The sequence below is a fragment of the Pantoea sp. F_5 genome, assembly GCF_008631595.1.
Lineage (GTDB): Bacteria > Pseudomonadota > Gammaproteobacteria > Enterobacterales > Enterobacteriaceae > Pantoea > Pantoea gossypiicola.
This window is the reverse complement of record NZ_VWUO01000018.1, coordinates 30,236-47,792: the sequence shown is the minus strand read 5'-3', so window position 1 is coordinate 47,792 and position 17,557 is coordinate 30,236. Positions and strand designations below refer to the sequence as shown.

The following is a 17,557-nucleotide window of genomic DNA, read 5'->3' as shown; positions in this document are numbered from 1 at the left end:
GCGCTGTTGCTCAATTATTCCTCTGTGGCTGTGACCGTCCAGTCTGTCAGCCTGACCTCGAATTCCAGCGCTGTATAAAATCCCTGGCGCGTCACGGTGTGTGTGGCCTTTGTAATCGTCCAGTCACCCTCATCAATATCTGTCTTAAAACCGTACATGATGGCATGCAGCTCCGGGTAAAGTTCTGCGCGGCCCCGCGCCAGCTCCATGCTGAATTCTGCTGCCCCGCGCTTCAGTGACTGCCATTTGGCGACCGCTGCACGCTTTGCGGCCAGCTCTGTTTTAAAAGTCTGGCGCATCACATACACATTGCCTTCGGCACCGTTCAGATAATGGCCCTCACGACTGCTGGACTTCGGCGCGGTGTTTTTATGCTGGCCCCGTACGCGAGTTTTTCGTTTTTTACCGAAATTGAGATCCAGCCAGTACGCCTCAACGCCGGTATAGGCGTCACGGTCGGCAACGCGGAAGCTGTGGCTGTCGCCGCTGGCGCGGGTAATCATGACGGAAGGAAGAACGCGCCCGCTTACCGTTCTGCCGGTACCGGGCGTGAAAAACAGTAGCATGCCGTTTTTTATCGTGGTGGCGGCCCCGAGCATTTCGGCCATACGGGTTAAAAAGCTGATGTCTGATTCCTGAGTCTGATCGGCGTGGTCAATTTCCAGATTTGCCAGCTCGGTGCTGATGGCCGGTGTCAGGTTGTACCGGCCAGCAATGGCGGACACGACATAGCTTACCGTGCAGTTATGCCAGCTGTACTCGCGCTTGACGTTGAAGTCATCGCGAAAGTCTGCGCTTCTGGCCGTGATGGTGAATCGGTCAGGCGGGCCGCTGTGAGCGACTTCATCCACAACAAACCTACCTTTTTCGACCAGCCCGCCATTCTGCCAGCCTATGGCGACCCGGATCTCTGTTCCCCTGCGCGGCAGCTGGAGCAGGCCATCTGTATCATCCAGCTCAATCTCTACCGTATCTGCCGTAAAGCCTCTGTTCTCAGTGACGGTCAGGCTCAGCAGGCGATCATTTACCTGTGTGACCGTCTTCCCGCCCACCTGGATATCAAATGCCGGTCGCGGACTGTAGGAGGCGAGCACATCACCCACCTCATCGGCGAGCGTACCCGCTGCACCCAGAATGTCGCTCACTGTGTTCTCTCCGCTGTATCGGTCCTTTGTCTGGTTCACATGCTCAACGCGCGCGCGGGCAGCATCAATGCCCGGTCAGTGTCAGCGGGGGGCGACACTTCGCAGTGCGTGAACCCGTTTCAAGGGCAGGGCAGCATGATGGCAGTACACATGACGGAGAACCCACAGTGGCAAAATTTCACCACGGCACCCGGGTGACGGAAACGACCGATCTCGGCGATGCCATTAACGATATTGACTCATCGGTCATCGGCGTAATCTGCACGGCGGATGATGCGGACGACGAAACCTTTCCGCTTGATACACCCGTATTGCTGACCCGCGTAGCATCGGTGCTGGGTAAAGCAGGCACAACCGGCACGCTGCTGACCACGCTGACTGCTATCAGCAACCAGTGCAGCCCGAAAGTGGTTGTTGTACGCGTCGCGGATGCGGATAACGCAACGCCGGATTCCAGCAATGAAGATGCACCAACGCAGGATAAGCTGGTCATCGGTGGCCAGACAAAGGACGGGCGTTATACCGGCATGTATGCGCTGCTAACCGCAGTGCAGAAGGTGGGTGTCTCACCGCGCATTCTGGCCGTACCCGGGCTGGATACAGAGAGCGTCGCTACGGAGCTACAGGTGTTTGCCGAAAAGCTGAAGGCGTTTGCGTACGTGTCGGCTTATGGCTGCAAGAGCGTCAGCGAAGCCAAAAAGTATGCCGCCAACCTGACCGGGCGTGAGCTGATGGTTATCTGGCCTGACTTTGAAGCCTACGACAGTGCCACAGGTAAAACCGGCGTTATACCGGCTCCGGCCGTGGCTGTGGGGCTGCGTGCCAAAATCGATGACGAAACCGGCTGGCATAAGTCCATTTCCAATGTGGCGATCAGTGGCGTAACCGGCATGACGCATGACGTCTATTTTTCGCTGGAGGACACCGACAGCGACACGGACGATCTTAACCAGGCCTGCGTCACGACCATTATCAAACGGGACGGCTATCGACTGTGGGGCAACCGCACGCGGGACGAGGACACCTATATCTTTGAGGTGTACACGCGCACGGCGCAGATGCTCCGCGTCATGGTTGCTGAAGCACATGCAAAATATGTCGATGGCCCCCTGACACCTTCATTTGCGAAAGCCGTGGTTGATGGCGTTAACCAGAAGCTCAGCTCACTGACCACGGCTGACAGGCTTCTGGGTGGGACAGCCTGGTATGACACCACAGAGAACTCAAAAGATACGTTGCGACAGGGAAAGATCACCGTCAAATATAATTACACCCCCGTGCCGCCCGCTGAAGATATTGAGTTTATTCAGGACTTCACCGACACCTGGTTTGATGTGTTCGACACGGCAGCCACATCGTCGGGCAGCTGAGGGAGATTAGAAAATGGCATTACCCGGAAAACTGAAGCAGTTCAATATTTTTGTGGATGGAAAATCCATGATTGGCGTGGCCTCAGAAGTCACGCTGCCAAAGCTGACACATAAGCTCGTGGCCTATCGCGGCGGCGGCATGCTGGCCCCGGTTAATGTGGATCTGGGCTTTGATGATAGCGCCCTGGATATGGACATCACCATGGGCGGGCTTACCGTCGCGCTGCTCAGCCGCATGTATGAGGATACAGCCGATGCGATGCAGCTGCGCTTTACAGGTGCGTACCAGGATGAAACCACGGCGGGCTACACCACCTGTGAGATCCAGACGCGCGGCCGGTTCACTGAGATGGATCTGGGTAACGCGAAAGTGGGCGAGGACACAAGCCACAAATACACGCTTAAAAATACCTACGTCAAAATCACCGTGGGCACAACCGTCGTACTCGAGGTGGACGCCCTCAATATGGTGCTTGTCGTGGGTGGCGTCGATAAAGCGGCCGCGCTGCGTAAGGCACTCGGTATCTGATTTTAATCCCCCGGCCGGGTAACGGCATTGCCCGGCCAGCATCTGAGGTATCACCTATGACAAAGCAGTCAGAAAACACCGTCACGCTCACCCGTCCGATTAAGCGTGACAAAGAATCCATCGATAAGGTCTGTATTACCGAAGCCATGGCGCACCCCGGTTCGCTGCGCGGTCTTAAGCTCTATGAAGTCATGCAGAGTGACGTTGACAGCATGTTTAAGCTGCTGCCGCGCGTCACTGAACCCATGCTGACAGAGACTGAACTGATGACCATGGACACGCGTGACTTTACCGCGCTGGTTACTGCGGCCGTCACTTTTTTGGCACCACTGCCGGACGCATAACCGGCGACGTTACAGAACTCTCCTTTAACTGCATTGAGGACGTGATGGCGGATATCGCCGCCGTTTTTCACTGGCCGCGTTCCGAACTGTGGGCAACGCCCGTACCTGAGTTGCTGGACTGGCGGGAACGCGCCGTCGAGCGATTCAGGGCAATGTATGCAACAAAATCTCAGCATTAAGGTGGCGCTCGCCGCCATCGACAAAATGACCCAGCCCCTGACCGCTGCCCGCAAGGCCAGTCAGGGGCTGGCTGGCGCCGTAAAATCCACGCAGGACCAGATTAAAACCCTCGAACGGACAGCGAAAAAATTCGAAGGGGCACGCGCCTCTGTCGCAAAAGTAACGCAGTCTCTGGCGGATGCAAAAGCCAGGGCTGAAGCGATGCGAAAGGAGTTTGGCGAGGGTGCAGAGCGAACCGAAGAGCAGAAGGCCGCCCTTGAAGGACTGAGAAGCGAAATCGCACGCTACAGCAGCCAGCTTAAGAAAGAAACGATAAATCTTGATAAAACGCGGGAGGCTATGGAAAAGCTGGGCATTGTCACTAAAGGCAATGTGAGTGCTCAGATGGTCCGCACGACAAGAGAACTAAACCAGCAATTATCCATTGAGGAAGCGCAGCTTAAGCGGGTGACCGCAGCACAGGCAAGCTATGACAGGGCCAAATCAGTACAAAAACGTCTGACCTCCGCGGGCCTGAAGGCCAGCGCCGCAGGTGGCGGGCTGCTGTGGGGCACCATGCGTAGTCTGCGTCCGGGTATGGAGTTCGATAAAGCCTATTCGCAGACGCTGGCTGACGCCCAGCTGGATCGAAACAGTGAGCAGGGGCAGGCGCTGCGGGCGCAGGCCAAGATGCTTGCCAGGACAACGCACTTCAGCGCGGTGCAGGCTGCACAGGGGCAGGATCAGCTGATCTCCGGCGGCATGACGCCGCAGAATGCACAAAAGGCGATGCCCGGCATGATTAACCTGGCGCTGGCTGCGCATACGGAGCTGGGCGCGGCGGCAGATGTCGGATCTAACATGCTGGATCATTTCCAGCTTCAGGCGTCACAGATGGATCACGTCAGTGACGTTCTGGTCGGGACGTTCACCCATTCCAAAACCAGCCTGGAATCCCTAAATGAGACAATGGAATATGTAGGCACGGTTGCCAACAATGCCGGGATTGGGCTGGAGACTACGGCCGCTGCCGCCGCAATGCTGGCAAAAAACGGTCTGACTGGCTCCATTGCTGGCACAGGGCTAAAAGAGGCGCTTTCTGGTCTGTATTCGCCATCAAAGACGGGAAAAGAGGCTTTAGAGTCATTACGTATAAAAACAATATCAGCGACCGGCGCTGTTCGCCCACTCGCTGACGTGCTGAAAGAGCTGTGGAACCGGACGCGAAAGTTTGATCAGGGTTCTCAATTCGACATCTTTAAAGGTCTGTTTGGTGAACAGGGCATGCAGGCCGGGCAGGTTCTGGCAAGGGCTGCTGCCGAAGGCAACCTACAGGCATTTAATGACTATCTGCTGAAGCTGAAAGGGGTTGCCTCTCAGACGTCACGCACGATGACCGACAATTTCGACGGTGATATGCAGATGCTGCATTCTGCGTGGGATGGCCTCTGGACCGAAATGGAAGAGCGAGCTGATTCCCCGCTTCGCGGTATTGTGCAGAAGCTGACACGGGTTATTCAGAACATGACGCAGTGGGCGCAGGCACATCCTCAGCTGACAGGAGCCATCATTGATACTGCGCTGGCGCTTGGTGCTTTACTGCTGGTCGGTGGAACAGTGATAACCCTGTTTGCTGTAATGCTCGGGCCGCTGGCGGCCCTGCGGCTTTCAATGTCTTTGTTAGCAGGTAGTGAAGGGGTAGGTCTGCTGAGCGGTGCAATGTCCACCCTGGCAGAAGTGGCTGGCGTTGTTTTTGGTCCGATCATTGCGCTTATTACGGGCCTCACATGGCCGATATGGGCGGTAGTCGCGGCGCTGGCAGCCTTGGCAGCGGCGGCCGTTATTATTATCCGTAATTGGGAGCCGATTAAGACATTTTTCAGTGAGCTTTTCGCAGGCATGCTGGAAAAAATGCAGCCAGTTATCGATAGCCTGAAAACGGAGTGGCGTGATATTGGCGCGCTTTTTTCCTGGCTATGGGGAAAGGTTACGAGCTTTCTTTCGCCGGTTCACAAGTCCCAGCAAAGCCTAGAAAGGTGTGCAAACGCGGGTCATAAGTTTGGTCAGGTGCTGGGTGCTGCCATCAATAAAGTACTCACTCCCATTAAATGGCTAAATAAAGAATTCGACAGACTGCTGCATAAGGCGGGAATCGTTACTGCTGAACCCAAGGCACCCCAAGTGGCTGTCTGGGACCCGGTGGCAAAGAAAATGGTTATGCATCCCTGGGACTGGAGTCCGCCTGGTTCCTCTGACGGTGCGCAGCTTAAACTTCCGAACCCAACGGGTGCTTCAGGCAACGAGCCATCCTTTGGCAACGTGAAATGGACGCCGCCCGGGAAGAGCAAAACAGGCGGGAGCGGAACGCCGGTAAACAACAGCATCAATCGTCTGGGCGATATTGTGTTTAAAAAACTTCCTTCCTGGGTGCCGCTCAGCAATGGTTTTGTCCAGCCTAAACTGCTGGCCGGCACTGGCGTTTCCGGCAGCGCACTGTCTGCATCACATGCCCAGACCGCACCGGCCATCGGTACTAACGTCTCCGGCGACGTCAACCTACACATTCATATCCCGGGAGCTGAGCATATGGATCGCCAGCAGCTGGTCGCAGAGATTGGCCGCCAGTTAACGGAAGCGCTGAAAAAACTCAACCGCCAGAAACTCGCCAGCCTGAAAGACAGGGAGTAAAAACCATGATGATGATCCTGGGCATGTATGTCTTTGCCCTGAAAACTGCACCTTACCAGCAGCTCGAACGGGAGAACTCATTCAGGCACGTTAAGGCTGAGCGGGTGGGAGCTGCCCCCCGCTATCAGTACACAGGGCCAGATGAAGAACCGATCACGCTTAGTGGCACGCTCTATCCTGAAGTCAGCGGCGGCGATATCTCACTGGCTGCACTGCGTGCCATGGCATACACAGGTAAAGCCTGGCCGCTCATTGAGGGAACCGGCACCGTTTACGGAATGTTTGTTATTACGGGGCTGAAGCAGACGCGCGCAGAGTTTTTCAGTGATGGTAAGGCTCGCAAGATTGACTTCACGCTGACGCTAAAAAAGGTCAGTGACGATTTGCTGGAGAACCTAAGCGACTACGCTGATCAGGCTGAGAGCTATCTGTCAGATGCGTTCAGCAAGATATTTTAGGGAGTGATAACAAATAATGAAAGTAAAGCCACACCTGCAGAGGGTATGGCTTTTTGTTTATGGCTGTTCCGGCCAGACAATCGCGGTGTATCCCGCCTCATCGCTGACGCTGCTGAGATCCAGCTTACGCAGCGCTTTGGCGTATTTCGTCCACTCGATAAGGCTGGCTTTGTCGTCATCATCGAGAATGCCTGCGCTTTCTTCTCTTTCCCATACGAGCATGGTGGCGTTCGCTGCGGTGAGAAGGTTCTGGCGTTGTGATTCAGCCTTAGCCTGCCAGTCGATTACCGGGTCGGTCAGAACAGGCTTACCAGTGCCGTCCGGGGTAATGACCTTACCGTTTGCCTGACCATTGAGCAGAGTCTGGTATTGCTCATCCAAGACAGCGACGGCATCGTCAGGCCAGCCGTCAGGAGAGGACTTATAATCATCTTCCAGCTCAGAGTGATAAAAGCCGTTATTTTTCGCACTGTAATAGATTGTCATGTTAATACCCCATAGCTATCCATCGATAGCCTATATTCGTCCCTGAAGTTTTAGATGTGAACTGGATATTATTCGCAGGTTCCAGATAAAGAGTGCTGCCGTTATTAATACCAGTCCCAATCGTTCCCACAATTGCGAGACAAGCGTTAGGGAACGAAATGTTAAAGGTTTTTACTTCGGTAGCGACTGAGCTATTCGCACCTCCGCCAGTCTGAAAAATCAAACCAGTCGCCTTATCCTTCCACCAACCCGCGCCGAGACTTGCCTCCGCTGTTGTAACTGCTCCAGTGGTGCCATTCACGCTGGTTACGGGGTACGGCGGCGGATTGTTAGGACTGTAAACTCGCCGCCCATTCTCGTAAATCTCTCCGTTACCACTGATAGACACTTCACCGCTCTGTTTCGTATTGTCACTGTTTACAATGCGAAAATTGAACCCGCCCGATCCCGAACCTTTATTGTTGATAAACGCGGATTCACCCTGGCTATTAGTTTCATTCCACTCAATCCAGGTGCCTTGCTGATTCAGAGGAGCGCCGCGCCCGTTGGCGAACAAAAACGGGGTGGTAACGCCTTTGCCACCAACAGTGCCACCCTCTGCCGGAAAAGCGTTACAGTCAGCGGCCGTGGGCGGAAAAAGTTCGCAGAAGATTTTTCCGAGTTTCGTTGCGTCAATCTGCCCGATGAAATGCACACCGTCCCAGCCCAAATAGACCTTATTGTCTTTCATGCCGGTGCCGCCGCCCTGCTGTACGGCAACCCAGTTACCGACCTTATCAAGCGCAAGGGCTTCCCGGGCTTTGGCGGAGTCGGTCAGATCGGCGAGGTTTTCAGATGCTTTAAGACGTGTATCAGCATTATCATTTGCGGCTTTAACGGCTTTTGGTGTGGCCGCCCGGGTTTCATCGTCGCTGTCAGTGGCGCTGCTCAGTTGTACAAAGCCTTTGTCCTTCAGCGTTCCGTCTGGATGGTTGCGGCTCTTTTCATGTTCTTTAAGCCTGCTGTTAACAAAATCTTCTGTCGCAATAACGAGGCTGTCATCAACGGTAATATTGACTGCGCTTGCATTCGATATCGCCATCATCATGCGTACTATCTGGCTGCTGCTGGCACCTTCAGATGCGGCCGGTTTGTATGTCACCGGCATCTGACTCACGGCGATGAGCACACCATCAGAAGTAAAAATGCCTGCCTCACGGATCCAGAATCCGCCCTTATCCGCTGGGATAATGGCCTCTGCGGCCACAACCTGTCCTGCGGCATCGGTTTCTTTAATTGAGTTAATTTCAATGCGCGCAACCTCATTCACCAGCGCGGTCTGACTGCTCGATGGTGTAACCTCCGAGCCATTACCATCACCTACTGCAAAATACTTCAGGCTGATGGCCTTGCCGCCTGCAATGGCGTCTGCAATCAGGGTTTTGCCCTTTTCAGTCATCAGTGAGGCGAATTTCTTTGCCACTTTTTATTCTCCTGCTTCGATGGTTATCACACTGCCGCCAATAAGTGCAGCGGCGCACCATGTCGTTACCGTGGCTTCTTCAATGAAGACCATGTCGGTGATATGGCGGCTGAGAGGTTTTGACAGATAGACCATGCGCTTAATGCCGCTGATGGTTTTGTCATCCAGCCCGGTATCAGGAATGCTGATATTGAGGCGGAACGTGCCGGGTATGCCGTCTTCCTGCCACCACTCAATAATTTCAGCACTGGCGCCGTATTGCGTGACCGCCCGTTTTACGGCGGCGACCGTGCCTTTATGCTGATGCAGATAAAAAGCGTTTTTGATGGCCGCCCGTTTCTGGGCTTCCGTCCAGTCACTGTCCCAGCGGTCAACAGAAAACGCCCAGGCCAGATAGGGCAGCAGGGCAACCGGGCATCTGTCCGGGTTCCACAGGTCACGAAGCGGGACTGGCGCGTCGTAAAAGAGTGACATGATAAGCGCCAGATTTTTCTCCCAGCGCGTTGCGTTCGGCGGCAGCAGCTGCCGGATCTCCTGCTCAGTCACTGCTCTGACCTCCGTTCTCAGCGATCACGTTTATCTGATAACGTGTGCAGCTGGCCGCCTGGGTCTTGCTTACCTCAATATCTGAGCTGGGCGCATTAAGAATAATATTCTCCACGCCGTCACATTTGAGTGCACCGATCAAAATGTTGTAGCGGATGCTTTCACCTATACGGCGGCGGGCAGTGATGTAGTCCGTCAGCTGCTTTTCAACGGTCTTTTTTATCACCTCTGACTGCGGCATTTCGGAGAGAACCAGCACGGCGTCAACCTGATAGGGAATGATTTCAGCACTCTGCACCGTCACTCTGTCAGCCACCGGGCGTCTGTCTTCCGGCGACAGAGCACCACTGACCGCCTTCAGCAGATCATCACCTGCGGTGCCGTCGCCCTCTGTTGACAGAATGGTTACTGTGACGCAGGCGGGCGAGGGACTGTCTGCCTTTGCATCGGATACCCGACCGTCTGCCGATCGTGCGAAATACTCATAGGCTTCTGTGGGACCGGCCACACTCAGCGCTTCCATCGCCTGCTGCGTGCGCAGGCGGAGCGCCGTATCTGTTTCCATTACGGCCGGTATGGGTGGTGTAACGGTGTTATCAGCGGGTGTGACGGTCAGGCGCTGGACATTGAAGTCAGCCGCCAGGTTATCCAGATCGCTGCCGGTAGCGAGTGCCAGCATATTTGCCTGTGCGGCCTCGTTGATGCGCTGGCGTAGCAGGTTTTCCAGATAGATCGAAAACTCCAGCAGCTTTTCGCCCGGATCAGACGACAGCGCCAGGGTTCGTGTGACAGCTTCCTGTTCCTCTTCCGGGAAATAGCTAATCAGCTGCTGCCTGCGGGTTTTCAGCGTGGCTTCATAGTCGAGTGACTCTACGACCACCGGGGCGGGCAATTGCGAGAGATCGATAGCGCCGCTCATCATGCCCCTCCTGTCGTCAGGGGGGAGGTCAGCGTGATTGTTGCCTGATTATCCCTGCGTGTGGCCGTCAGGGTCAGCACGATCCGCCCCTGTGTCGTCCCAGCTGTTACTGATTTCAGCGTGATGCGAGGTTCCCAGCGGGAGATCGCTGAGTAAGCCGCCGAAATGACCTTCAGGCGAAGCGTGGGGGTTAGTGTGCCGTCAACGAGTGAGGGCAGATCGCTGCCATAGTCCCGCAGCATCAGCCGGGTGCCTTTGGGGGTTGTCAGAATATCTGTAACTGACTGCTGAATATGTGCCAGATCGCTGACGCTGCCGCCCTGCTGGCGATTGAGGCCGGTATAGTGTGCCGTTGTCATTTCGTTCCTTCCGTCCAGCTGCCGCCATGCTCCACGCCGCCGTGCTCATGGTCATAGGGTTTAACGCCGTTGATCGTCATCGCCCCGGTAAAGTCACCGTTAAGTTCGCCGCCCTGCGTGATACTGAGCGTGCCAGCCGTCAGATTCTGCGTACAGATAACATTGGGTGTGTCAAGGGTGATGCTGTCATCAGCCCTGACTTCGGCTGTCTTGCAGTGAATTTCGACAGGGCCGCCATCTTTTACACTCAGCGCTTTTATTCCGCTCAGGCTCAGGGTGCTGCTTTTCGGGTCATAGCTGAATGCAGCACCATCGGGCCAGGTTATAACACCGCTTTTAATGCCCACTGTCGGTGCGGGGTGATCGTTGCTGTACAGCGAGCCGATAATCATAGCCGTGGTCATCTCACCGCACGGGGCCAGAATAATGACCTGCTCACCTACTGAGGGGGGATGCCAGATAACCGCATCACCCGCCCGGCTGGTTGCCCAGCGCACCCAGTCTGTTACGTTGTCGCCCGTGCTCACACGCGCGGTGCGGGCGTCTTCGTCCAGTGCCGTGACAGTACCGGTGCGGATCAGATTGCACAGCAGGCGGAACAGTTCGGCAGTGGTTGGCATAGTGGCTCCTTTAAATCAGAGCGGTAATCGTGCCTTACGCGCGTGAGAACAGTGGAGGGGTTTGCGGTGTAAGCGGAAGCTGAGACGCTTCAGCGGGCGGGATTGAGGTGGGCATCAATGGTATCGGCGATCCACTGCAAATCCTCTTCAGCCAGACCCAGCAGCTCACGAACGGGATATTTCGCTCTAAAGTGCTCACTGAGATCATCAACGAGGCCAAACTGGTGAATGCGGGCTATTGCTGCGGCTTTACCGTCAAATCCGACTTCTGCCGCGTCTGTGGTTGAGCGTGCATGCAGAAAACGGTATGCCCGGATGCGCTGGAACATCAGCCCCTGCCGCAGATTGCGCCTGATGGCTGTTTTGTTGAGGTCGATATGAAGGAATTCTTCAATGTCTGCGCGCTTAAATGTCCTGAATCCGCCCGCCTGCGCATCATAACCCGTAATGACCGGTTCACCGTTCGCACCCTTGCCGTGCCGCCAGTTGCTGATTTCCCGGACCTGATGACCGCGCGCCCAGATAAAACGCATGTGCCCGATATAGGTTTTAATCTCGCGCGTTTTGCGCGGCGCAAAACGGGAGCCATCCGGGTTAAGCTGGCGGCGGATGCGCCCGGCCTGACGTTCCCGCAGACCTTTAGATAAAGTACGTGTCAGTTTGCGGCGACTGACCGGGGTCAGATGACCCACAACGGCGGACAACAGGCTATCCAGCTCAAGAAACAGCTGCGCGTCACTCATTATCCGCCCTGGCACTCAGGGTGTTCAGGGTGCCCTTGAAATCAACGTCCCATCCGGTCGCGTCCAGCCCCATCATTTCGGCATAGTCAGGTTCGTCTCGTGCCGTAATTACGGGGCGGCCCTGTGCGTCCCGGCTGACCAGCCTGACCTCATCAACTGGCAGACCGAAAAGAACATCGGCGCAGTTATTGCTGAGGATATCGGCTGAGAAGGAGACTTCACGGGCGCGCTTGTCAGGGTTAAAAATCAGGTCGGGCTGATGCACCTTTGCCCAGGCGAGGATGGCAAGACTCAGCTGATCAAAGTCCCCCGGGTAGTCCAGCACAATGATCTCGAGATGATAGCGGTACTCGAAGGATGCTGATTCCTGGCCGGTCGCCACAAGCGCGCCTTTACGGACACCCATCCAGAGATTATCCGGGTTATCCCTGAGCCACGGCACCGCCTGATTGAGTTGCTGTCGCAGCACATCAGCTTTCAGCATTGACATAATGATGCCTCAGAAAAAACGGCCGCAGGTGCGGCCGGTGATTTGTTACTGCTGGCTCTGGCTGTCAGCAGATGTCTGACCATCATCAATACCGTGCTTGTATTGCAGATGATCGGCGTAAGTCTGCACGTCAGCGCGGAACGCTTCTTTATCATCGCTGATCACTTTATCGGTGAGCGCTTTAGCCACGACACCTGATTTGTCAGTAAACGCCGCCGCGATAACGTCAAAATTACTGCCGCAGGTCTGACGAACACTGGCTTCATCGCTCAGTGTCAGATGATCCACAAACTCTGTTACTGCGGTGCTGACCTCTTCCGCTGAGGGTGCGACATAAGCCTGTTCAGCAATACTGCTGATGATGGTATCGCTGCGAAGTGTATCGAGCGCGGTGCGCTGAATGGTGCTTGCCTTGATCATGACTGATTCCTCTTTGACGGTATAAAAATGGCGTCTGAGCCAGCTGAAAATCCACATGGTCATCCCCTGTGGCTATTTCAGGCACTGCTGCCTGATGTAGTCCTGTAATCCGGTTATCTGCTGTCGGGCTGTTTCGATGCGCTGCCGGAGGGTGAAATAATCCCGCCGAGCGGCGTCAGTAAGTCGGGCGCGGGCTGCATCAGCCATGCGGGCGGCGCCGGAGGATTTACCCGCTGGCACGGCGGGGCAGTCTGCGTGGAGCTGCAACCGCTGACGGCCAGCGTCAACATCGCGCTGCAAATCATTAATCTGGTGTTGCGCACTTGCGAGCGCCTCCGTGTGGGTTTTGTCGAGGGCGGCCAGCTGCTGCTGGCGCTGGTTAATATCGGTGATGGTGGCGGCCTGCTGTTTCGCCAGCTGCTGAGACTGCTGTGCGGTGATGCGCCAGGCTACGGCTTTACTGTGGTAGTGATCAGCAGCCCAGCCCAGACCGGTTATGGCAACAACGACCGCAAGCGTCAGGCCGGTTTTAATAACCATCAGCTTTTACCCATCAGAGTTGCTGCGTACTCAATAAGATAGAGCTTTGGCGCTATCCAGATTTTCAGCCAGCTTAAATCGAGCAGTGTGGATACCACCCACATGAACCAAATAACCAGCACAGCGCCCGCTGGCATAATGGTCATCGACAACTCTCCTCTTTTATCCCAGACCAGCGTAGGGATGTAGCGAGGCTTTCCTCTGTTCCATGAGCAATCATCATCGCCCAGCACGCCATCCCCAATACGGCGAAACTGTTTACGCATCAGGAGAACAACTGGCGGGATAGTGGCGACAGCAATCAGCGTTATCACAAGGCTGTGCACAAAATTCCAGACCAGCAGCTGATGTACCACGTCAGGGATTTGTGCCTGGCTGAATGACACTGCCGCATCGATGCCATCACTGGCTTTTTGCAGCAGGTCAAGCAGGATTTTTTGGGCCTGAGCGTTCATGGATCCCCCTTTTTATGAATTAGCCAGATCGAGCGCGCGAACGAATACGCCATATTCGTAGGGCTGACTGCCGTTCTCGTGTCTGATGATGGCCTGCAACAGCGGGAACAGTTTTCGGCTGTCGGTCAGGTCGACTGGCTTATCAGCATCCGTACCCGTTGCCTGCGCCACGCTGCTGATATAGGCCTGTGTGTCGTTTTCGTTCGGCGGTGCCCAGCGCTGGATAATTTCGGTGATGGTTTTCAGTTCATATTTTCGCTGGTAGTTGCGCAGAATGACGATCATCGCGCGAATGCCATATTCAGGTTTGATGAACTGACAGAACGACTTATCTGTGCGCTGCGCCAGCGGAATCAGCCCCTGCCAGTCATCGCCCCAGCGAATATTGCCGGGGTTGTTATTACGGATTCCCCGAGTTTTATCACTGCCCTGCATTTTGATTCCCTCTCAGTAAATGGCCGACATTACCCCGAGCGCGGCAGACTGCCACGCAGAGCAGGAGGTTTATCAGTACCTCGCTCCAGTCGGTATAAAAGTATTCGCCGGTCAGCACCCGGATAGTGACTGAGGCGGCGGAGACCGTCAGCAGCCAGGCCAGCCAGCCCATCAGGCGATTATGCTGTGATTTGCCGCGCCGGAATGTCAGCAATCGCATAGCCGTTATGGCGCAGATGACAGCGTTAGCATTCAGCATCAGCCACTCATAGTGCTGCGCGACCCATCCGATCGGATCGCTGAGGAAAATAATGAAACCATTCGCCATCAGCCACCTCCCCGAAAGCGTGACAGGAGCGACGGACCATCTTTGCTGCTGAGCGCCATCAGAATGCGAACCACTGCCGCCGAAGCCACCAGAGCACCGATGGGCATATCGACGGCGGTATTATGTGGCGTCACAGCCTCAATCAGGCTTGCGGTGAAGGGGGCGGCCACCAATCCGATGGCGAACGACAGCGCTCCGAGAAAAAGCCGCCACCATATGCAGAAGTCACTGGCTGACGCCACGAAGATTGCCGCGCCAGCAAACGCTCCGATTACGGTCGGTCCGTCAAGCGGGCCGAACAGACTAACGAGGGTGACACCGGTTACAGCTGCCGTAGCTACACCGGTGCCAGTTAAAGGCTCTGTCACTGTGTGCTCCTTAAAGCCAGCTGCTGCGATAGCGCTGCCGCGTATTCCAGCGCGCTGTTTTTGTCAGTCCCATAGCTGTACGGTCTCCCTTGTGTTGCTTTTCCTGATTTCCGGCAGGTAAACCGCCGTACCTGCTGGCAACAGCGGCCCCAGCTCACATAAGCCCGGGTTGGCTTCATAAACCTGCCCGGTCACGCCAGCGCATTTTCCATATGCGCGCCAGCATATAAGGTCTACCGTGTCGCCCTGTTGAGCTATTACGTTCATCTACACAATCTCTGCCAAACCGCGCGGCAGGCCCATGATGTCGCGGAGCGCCCACTGACTGTCCCGCCAGACCCCGTCTATCTGCGTGGTAAGTGCTTCGGCGTGTTTCTCGCCATCCCGCGTGGTATCAATATCCCGATACCCCTCCAGGAGCAGCGCTTTGGCGGTAAACCACACGGCACGCTTGTAGCGCAGGATAAGCACGGATTCACCGCCGATTCTGTCCGCTGGCATGCCAGCCAGATCGTCGTAACCTGCGGCCTGCTGCACGGCGCGCCACTCTGCCAGTTCACTGTTGACCCGGGCCATGCCTTCACGGCAGGCATGCAGCAATCTGTTATCCGTAACCTGACCGTCGAGCCGTACAGCCAGGCGCATTTCTGCGGCGTCCATGTCCGGCCAGAAATCGCTGTTAGCGATTTTCATGTCGCTGGTCGGATTGACTGAAACCAGGCTCATGCTTTATCTCCCAAAAGGTCGGGCGGTGGACGGCGGGGAAACAGTGGATCTCAGACCGCTGCTACACCGCCGTGCCGCCCGGTGCGCGGGGGCACGTTCGTTTAACAGGCTGACTTACTCAGCCTGTTTATTGTTCTCACCTTCAGCTGCGGGCGGTGCCGGTGGCGCATTGTCCGGCGAGCTGTCAGCCTGGGCAGAAGCCTGCTCGCTTCGGGCGATGGCCCGGCGCAGGGTATCGATCTCTTTCTTAACCCCCGCACCGTCATTCAGCGTCATAGCCTGAAGGAGGTATTCCAGTGCTTTTTGCTGCATATCGGCGTCACCGTGGCGAAGGGTCAACCCCAGCAACTTGAACAGCTTGGCGCGGACGGCATCGGGCATATCCTCTTCCGCCATAACCTCATCAAGCCGCAGCAGCATGGATGCGGGCAGCGGGCGCGCTGCGGTATCAAGCTTGACCGCCGACAGCGCCGGGTTGCAGATCTCTTCCACAAAGAACGCGGCCGGCGTGCGGTTCCAGTCATCCGGCAGCGGCAGCTTGTGACGCACAATGTACTCAATCAGCGGCATGGCTTCTTCTGCACAACCAGCGTCAATCATCCAGGTGGCGCACATCACGACAACCTTGTCGGGGCGGCCACTGTCAGCCGCCAGCGTGCCGTCAATCCAGCCCTGGTAATCCGGCAGCAATTCGCGCTTAAGCTCCGCTTTACGCTTGTTGCTCTGGATACCCTTCAGGCGTTTCTCATCCTGATATAACCGGTGCAGGATCCGTTCTTCGTCAGAAAGCGCTGGCAACTGTGGCGACCTTCCAGACGCCTTGATTGCTGCGTGCATCTGGCGATGAAGAAAAGCGGGTGTCGGCATGATCTTTTCCTCTTACTGCTGACTTGTGTTTTCGCCCGCCCAGGTGATGCCTTCCACCAGGCAGCCGAAGCCGTAATCTTCAATCACGTAAGCGTCATTACTTGAGCTGTACGTCGCGATACGGTTGTACTCCGGCTCTTCACGGATGGCCTTGCGGTGCGCCGAAATCTGCCAGTAAATCGACAGGTTAGCGAATGACGTAATCAGCATGGCGCCAGCCGGGAAGTACGGTGCGATATAGGTCGGCATATTGCCGATGCGCTGTTGCGCAATCAGCAGCTGGCCTGCGAGCGCTTCACTGTTAGGGTTGGTCTGACTGAGCGCATTCACGATCGGGAATTCGCGCTCGTTCATCAGGTCGCGGCCGGTAATGACAACCAGATCGGGATGGTCGATATACCAGGGATCGAGCAGCTGGCGCGCCGCATCGCGGGCCATCGAGTCCAGATTGCCGTAATCACCCTTTTTAACGATGGTGTTATTGTCGTCTCGGCTGGTAATGGTTTTCCCGGTCAGAACGCGCTCAGGTGCGCGTTCACGATACTTCTGTAGCCAGCCGATATTGACGTCCTGCAACAGCGGATTGCTGGCAAAATCAGACTTCTTAGCCCGTGATGTGCCGTTGAAACCGATCATCAGGCGGTCCAGCGCGGTGCGCTGAACAATCTGATTGCTCAGGCGCACCTGAAAATCAGGAAATTTCGCCCAGGCATCCAGCTTGCTATAGGCAATATAGGTGTCGGTGTTGGTCTGCTCGCAGCGGTATCGATCCTCGTCCAGCGTATCGACAGCGCGAGGCTCGCGACGGTCAGTATTGGACGTGTTAGTGCTTGCCAGTGGGCCGCTGACGCCCAGGCCAATTTTTTCGCCTTCCTGCTCATCAACGCCGATAATGTTAATACGCTTGAGCATTTCGCTGGAGTTCTGGATCTTGTCTTCGAGGCGCTGTTCAACGCTCGGATCCACGCTGAATTCAATCCCGCGCTGCACGTCCTGGAGCGTGGCGCCATTAAGCTGCGCCTGCTTTGCCAGGTAAGCGTTAAACTTGACGCGGGTGTCGTTCTTCATTGCTGCCATGTTGTTTTTCTCCGTTCGCCCGA

Annotated in this window: 26 protein-coding genes; 7 read left to right on the top strand and 19 right to left on the bottom strand. The window is 55.8% G+C overall.

Translation table 11 applies throughout. The annotated features are described in order from the left end of the window. Window positions 1–14: 14 nt before the first annotated feature. Entirely contained in the window at window positions 15–1,136 is a 1,122-nt protein-coding gene (locus F3I44_RS19575; RefSeq protein ID WP_370461296.1) for a phage late control D family protein, read from the bottom strand. A gap of 176 nt (window positions 1,137–1,312) precedes the next feature. Here F3I44_RS19575 and F3I44_RS19570 point away from each other — a divergent pair, with 176 nt between their 5' ends. From F3I44_RS19570 to F3I44_RS19545, 6 genes are read left to right on the top strand one after another with little or no spacing between them, the layout of a single operon-like run. Beyond that, on the top strand, window positions 1,313–2,515 hold the full coding sequence (locus F3I44_RS19570) for a phage tail sheath subtilisin-like domain-containing protein (RefSeq protein WP_223811714.1): 1,203 nt from the start codon (window positions 1,313–1,315) through the stop codon (window positions 2,513–2,515). A 13-nt stretch (window positions 2,516–2,528) separates the two neighbouring features. Continuing rightward, window positions 2,529–3,044 carry a phage major tail tube protein gene (locus F3I44_RS19565; protein ID WP_150019556.1) on the top strand — a complete coding sequence of 172 codons (516 nt, stop codon included), beginning with the start codon at window positions 2,529–2,531 and terminating at the stop codon, window positions 3,042–3,044. Window positions 3,045–3,100: 56 nt separating this feature from the next. Further along, window positions 3,101–3,388 (top strand): phage tail assembly protein, encoded by a 288-nt coding sequence (locus tag F3I44_RS19560; protein WP_150019555.1) that lies wholly within the window; start codon window positions 3,101–3,103, stop codon window positions 3,386–3,388. 44 nt (window positions 3,389–3,432) lie between these two features. Then, window positions 3,433–3,567 (top strand): GpE family phage tail protein, encoded by a 135-nt coding sequence (locus F3I44_RS19555; protein ID WP_150019554.1) that lies wholly within the window; start codon window positions 3,433–3,435, stop codon window positions 3,565–3,567. Then, window positions 3,545–6,235, top strand: a complete 2,691-nt coding sequence (locus tag F3I44_RS19550; RefSeq protein WP_150019553.1) for a phage tail tape measure protein — start codon at window positions 3,545–3,547, stop codon at window positions 6,233–6,235. The genes F3I44_RS19555 and F3I44_RS19550 overlap by 23 nt, the downstream gene beginning before the upstream one ends. Window positions 6,236–6,240: 5 nt before the next feature. Continuing rightward, the gene (locus tag F3I44_RS19545) at window positions 6,241–6,693 is read left to right on the top strand and encodes a phage tail protein (RefSeq protein ID WP_150019552.1); all 453 of its coding nucleotides are present in this window, start codon (window positions 6,241–6,243) and stop codon (window positions 6,691–6,693) included. 57 nt (window positions 6,694–6,750) lie between these two features. Here the strand turns inward: F3I44_RS19545 and F3I44_RS19540 are convergent, their stop codons facing one another. From F3I44_RS19540 to F3I44_RS24140, 10 genes are all read right to left on the bottom strand, one after another. Continuing rightward, window positions 6,751–7,179: a tail fiber assembly protein gene (locus tag F3I44_RS19540; RefSeq protein WP_150019551.1), complete on the bottom strand. Its 429-nt coding sequence runs from the start codon at window positions 7,177–7,179 to the stop codon at window positions 6,751–6,753. A gap of 1 nt (window position 7,180) precedes the next feature. Beyond that, complete coding sequence (locus tag F3I44_RS19535) at window positions 7,181–8,641, bottom strand: phage tail protein (protein ID WP_150019550.1); 1,461 nt, start codon at window positions 8,639–8,641, stop codon at window positions 7,181–7,183. Between the two features lie 3 nt (window positions 8,642–8,644). Next, a complete protein-coding gene (locus F3I44_RS19530) occupies window positions 8,645–9,187 on the bottom strand; it encodes a phage tail protein I (protein WP_150019549.1) in 543 nt (180 codons plus the stop codon). Further along, on the bottom strand, window positions 9,180–10,106 hold the full coding sequence (locus F3I44_RS19525; RefSeq protein WP_150019570.1) for a baseplate J/gp47 family protein: 927 nt from the start codon (window positions 10,104–10,106) through the stop codon (window positions 9,180–9,182). The genes F3I44_RS19530 and F3I44_RS19525 overlap by 8 nt, the downstream gene beginning before the upstream one ends. Next, window positions 10,106–10,465, bottom strand: coding sequence for a GPW/gp25 family protein (locus F3I44_RS19520; RefSeq protein WP_150019548.1), 360 nt, complete (start codon window positions 10,463–10,465; stop codon window positions 10,106–10,108). The genes F3I44_RS19525 and F3I44_RS19520 overlap by 1 nt, the downstream gene beginning before the upstream one ends. Beyond that, complete coding sequence (locus F3I44_RS19515) at window positions 10,462–11,085, bottom strand: phage baseplate assembly protein V (RefSeq protein ID WP_150019547.1); 624 nt, start codon at window positions 11,083–11,085, stop codon at window positions 10,462–10,464. Before F3I44_RS19515 ends, F3I44_RS19520 begins: the two co-directional genes overlap by 4 nt. A gap of 89 nt (window positions 11,086–11,174) precedes the next feature. After that, window positions 11,175–11,828, bottom strand: coding sequence for a phage virion morphogenesis protein (locus F3I44_RS19510; protein WP_150019546.1), 654 nt, complete (start codon window positions 11,826–11,828; stop codon window positions 11,175–11,177). Further along, window positions 11,821–12,318 (bottom strand): phage tail protein, encoded by a 498-nt coding sequence (locus F3I44_RS19505; protein WP_150019545.1) that lies wholly within the window; start codon window positions 12,316–12,318, stop codon window positions 11,821–11,823. The genes F3I44_RS19510 and F3I44_RS19505 overlap by 8 nt, the downstream gene beginning before the upstream one ends. A gap of 45 nt (window positions 12,319–12,363) precedes the next feature. Beyond that, window positions 12,364–12,738: a hypothetical protein gene (locus tag F3I44_RS19500; protein ID WP_150015589.1), complete on the bottom strand. Its 375-nt coding sequence runs from the start codon at window positions 12,736–12,738 to the stop codon at window positions 12,364–12,366. 113 nt (window positions 12,739–12,851) lie between these two features. Beyond that, window positions 12,852–13,043, bottom strand: coding sequence for an Rz1 family lipoprotein (locus F3I44_RS24140; RefSeq protein ID WP_370461295.1), 192 nt, complete (start codon window positions 13,041–13,043; stop codon window positions 12,852–12,854). Between the two features lie 34 nt (window positions 13,044–13,077). Between F3I44_RS24140 and F3I44_RS19490 the strand changes: the two genes are divergently transcribed. Then, the gene (locus F3I44_RS19490; protein WP_150019543.1) at window positions 13,078–13,320 is read left to right on the top strand and encodes a hypothetical protein; all 243 of its coding nucleotides are present in this window, start codon (window positions 13,078–13,080) and stop codon (window positions 13,318–13,320) included. Here F3I44_RS19490 and F3I44_RS19485 read toward each other — a convergent pair. From F3I44_RS19485 to F3I44_RS19450, 8 genes are all read right to left on the bottom strand, one after another. Continuing rightward, window positions 13,278–13,733, bottom strand: a complete 456-nt coding sequence (locus tag F3I44_RS19485; RefSeq protein WP_150019542.1) for a hypothetical protein — start codon at window positions 13,731–13,733, stop codon at window positions 13,278–13,280. The two genes, F3I44_RS19490 and F3I44_RS19485, sit on opposite strands and share 43 nt — an antisense overlap. 12 nt (window positions 13,734–13,745) lie before the next feature. After that, the gene (locus F3I44_RS19480; protein WP_150019541.1) at window positions 13,746–14,168 is read right to left on the bottom strand and encodes a structural protein; all 423 of its coding nucleotides are present in this window, start codon (window positions 14,166–14,168) and stop codon (window positions 13,746–13,748) included. Continuing rightward, window positions 14,155–14,496, bottom strand: coding sequence for a phage holin family protein (locus tag F3I44_RS19475; protein ID WP_223811713.1), 342 nt, complete (start codon window positions 14,494–14,496; stop codon window positions 14,155–14,157). The genes F3I44_RS19480 and F3I44_RS19475 overlap by 14 nt, the downstream gene beginning before the upstream one ends. Continuing rightward, the gene (locus F3I44_RS19470; RefSeq protein WP_150015592.1) at window positions 14,496–14,864 is read right to left on the bottom strand and encodes a putative holin; all 369 of its coding nucleotides are present in this window, start codon (window positions 14,862–14,864) and stop codon (window positions 14,496–14,498) included. The genes F3I44_RS19475 and F3I44_RS19470 overlap by 1 nt, the downstream gene beginning before the upstream one ends. A gap of 63 nt (window positions 14,865–14,927) precedes the next feature. Beyond that, window positions 14,928–15,131, bottom strand: a complete 204-nt coding sequence (locus F3I44_RS19465; protein WP_150015593.1) for a tail protein X — start codon at window positions 15,129–15,131, stop codon at window positions 14,928–14,930. Then, entirely contained in the window at window positions 15,132–15,590 is a 459-nt protein-coding gene (locus tag F3I44_RS19460) for a head completion/stabilization protein (protein ID WP_150019540.1), read from the bottom strand. Between the two features lie 114 nt (window positions 15,591–15,704). Then, complete coding sequence (gpM, locus tag F3I44_RS19455; protein WP_150015595.1) at window positions 15,705–16,457, bottom strand: phage terminase small subunit; 753 nt, start codon at window positions 16,455–16,457, stop codon at window positions 15,705–15,707. Window positions 16,458–16,469: 12 nt separating this feature from the next. Then, on the bottom strand, window positions 16,470–17,525 hold the full coding sequence (locus F3I44_RS19450) for a phage major capsid protein, P2 family (protein WP_150019568.1): 1,056 nt from the start codon (window positions 17,523–17,525) through the stop codon (window positions 16,470–16,472). Between the last annotated feature and the right edge of the window lie 32 nt (window positions 17,526–17,557).

Coding starts and splice junctions, on each gene's coding strand:
- F3I44_RS19545 (WP_150019552.1), top strand. CDS start 6,241: ATGATGATGATCCTGGGCATGTATGTCTTTGCCCTGAAAACTGCACCT.
- F3I44_RS19525 (WP_150019570.1), bottom strand. CDS start 10,106: ATGAGCGGCGCTATCGATCTCTCGCAATTGCCCGCCCCGGTGGTCGTA.
- F3I44_RS19515 (WP_150019547.1), bottom strand. CDS start 11,085: ATGCCAACCACTGCCGAACTGTTCCGCCTGCTGTGCAATCTGATCCGC.
- F3I44_RS24140 (WP_370461295.1), bottom strand. CDS start 13,043: ATGATTTGCAGCGCGATGTTGACGCTGGCCGTCAGCGGTTGCAGCTCC.
- F3I44_RS19465 (WP_150015593.1), bottom strand. CDS start 15,131: ATGAACGTAATAGCTCAACAGGGCGACACGGTAGACCTTATATGCTGG.
- F3I44_RS19450 (WP_150019568.1), bottom strand. CDS start 17,525: ATGAAGAACGACACCCGCGTCAAGTTTAACGCTTACCTGGCAAAGCAG.
- F3I44_RS19555 (WP_150019554.1), top strand. CDS start 3,433: ATGGCGGATATCGCCGCCGTTTTTCACTGGCCGCGTTCCGAACTGTGG.
- F3I44_RS19460 (WP_150019540.1), bottom strand. CDS start 15,590: ATGAGCCTGGTTTCAGTCAATCCGACCAGCGACATGAAAATCGCTAAC.
- F3I44_RS19520 (WP_150019548.1), bottom strand. CDS start 10,465: ATGACAACGGCACACTATACCGGCCTCAATCGCCAGCAGGGCGGCAGC.
- F3I44_RS19565 (WP_150019556.1), top strand. CDS start 2,529: ATGGCATTACCCGGAAAACTGAAGCAGTTCAATATTTTTGTGGATGGA.
- F3I44_RS19550 (WP_150019553.1), top strand. CDS start 3,545: ATGCAACAAAATCTCAGCATTAAGGTGGCGCTCGCCGCCATCGACAAA.
- F3I44_RS19475 (WP_223811713.1), bottom strand. CDS start 14,496: ATGGCGAATGGTTTCATTATTTTCCTCAGCGATCCGATCGGATGGGTC.
- F3I44_RS19510 (WP_150019546.1), bottom strand. CDS start 11,828: ATGAGTGACGCGCAGCTGTTTCTTGAGCTGGATAGCCTGTTGTCCGCC.
- F3I44_RS19560 (WP_150019555.1), top strand. CDS start 3,101: ATGACAAAGCAGTCAGAAAACACCGTCACGCTCACCCGTCCGATTAAG.
- gpM (WP_150015595.1), bottom strand. CDS start 16,457: ATGCCGACACCCGCTTTTCTTCATCGCCAGATGCACGCAGCAATCAAG.
- F3I44_RS19540 (WP_150019551.1), bottom strand. CDS start 7,179: ATGACAATCTATTACAGTGCGAAAAATAACGGCTTTTATCACTCTGAG.
- F3I44_RS19480 (WP_150019541.1), bottom strand. CDS start 14,168: ATGCAGGGCAGTGATAAAACTCGGGGAATCCGTAATAACAACCCCGGC.
- F3I44_RS19505 (WP_150019545.1), bottom strand. CDS start 12,318: ATGTCAATGCTGAAAGCTGATGTGCTGCGACAGCAACTCAATCAGGCG.
- F3I44_RS19485 (WP_150019542.1), bottom strand. CDS start 13,733: ATGAACGCTCAGGCCCAAAAAATCCTGCTTGACCTGCTGCAAAAAGCC.
- F3I44_RS19500 (WP_150015589.1), bottom strand. CDS start 12,738: ATGATCAAGGCAAGCACCATTCAGCGCACCGCGCTCGATACACTTCGC.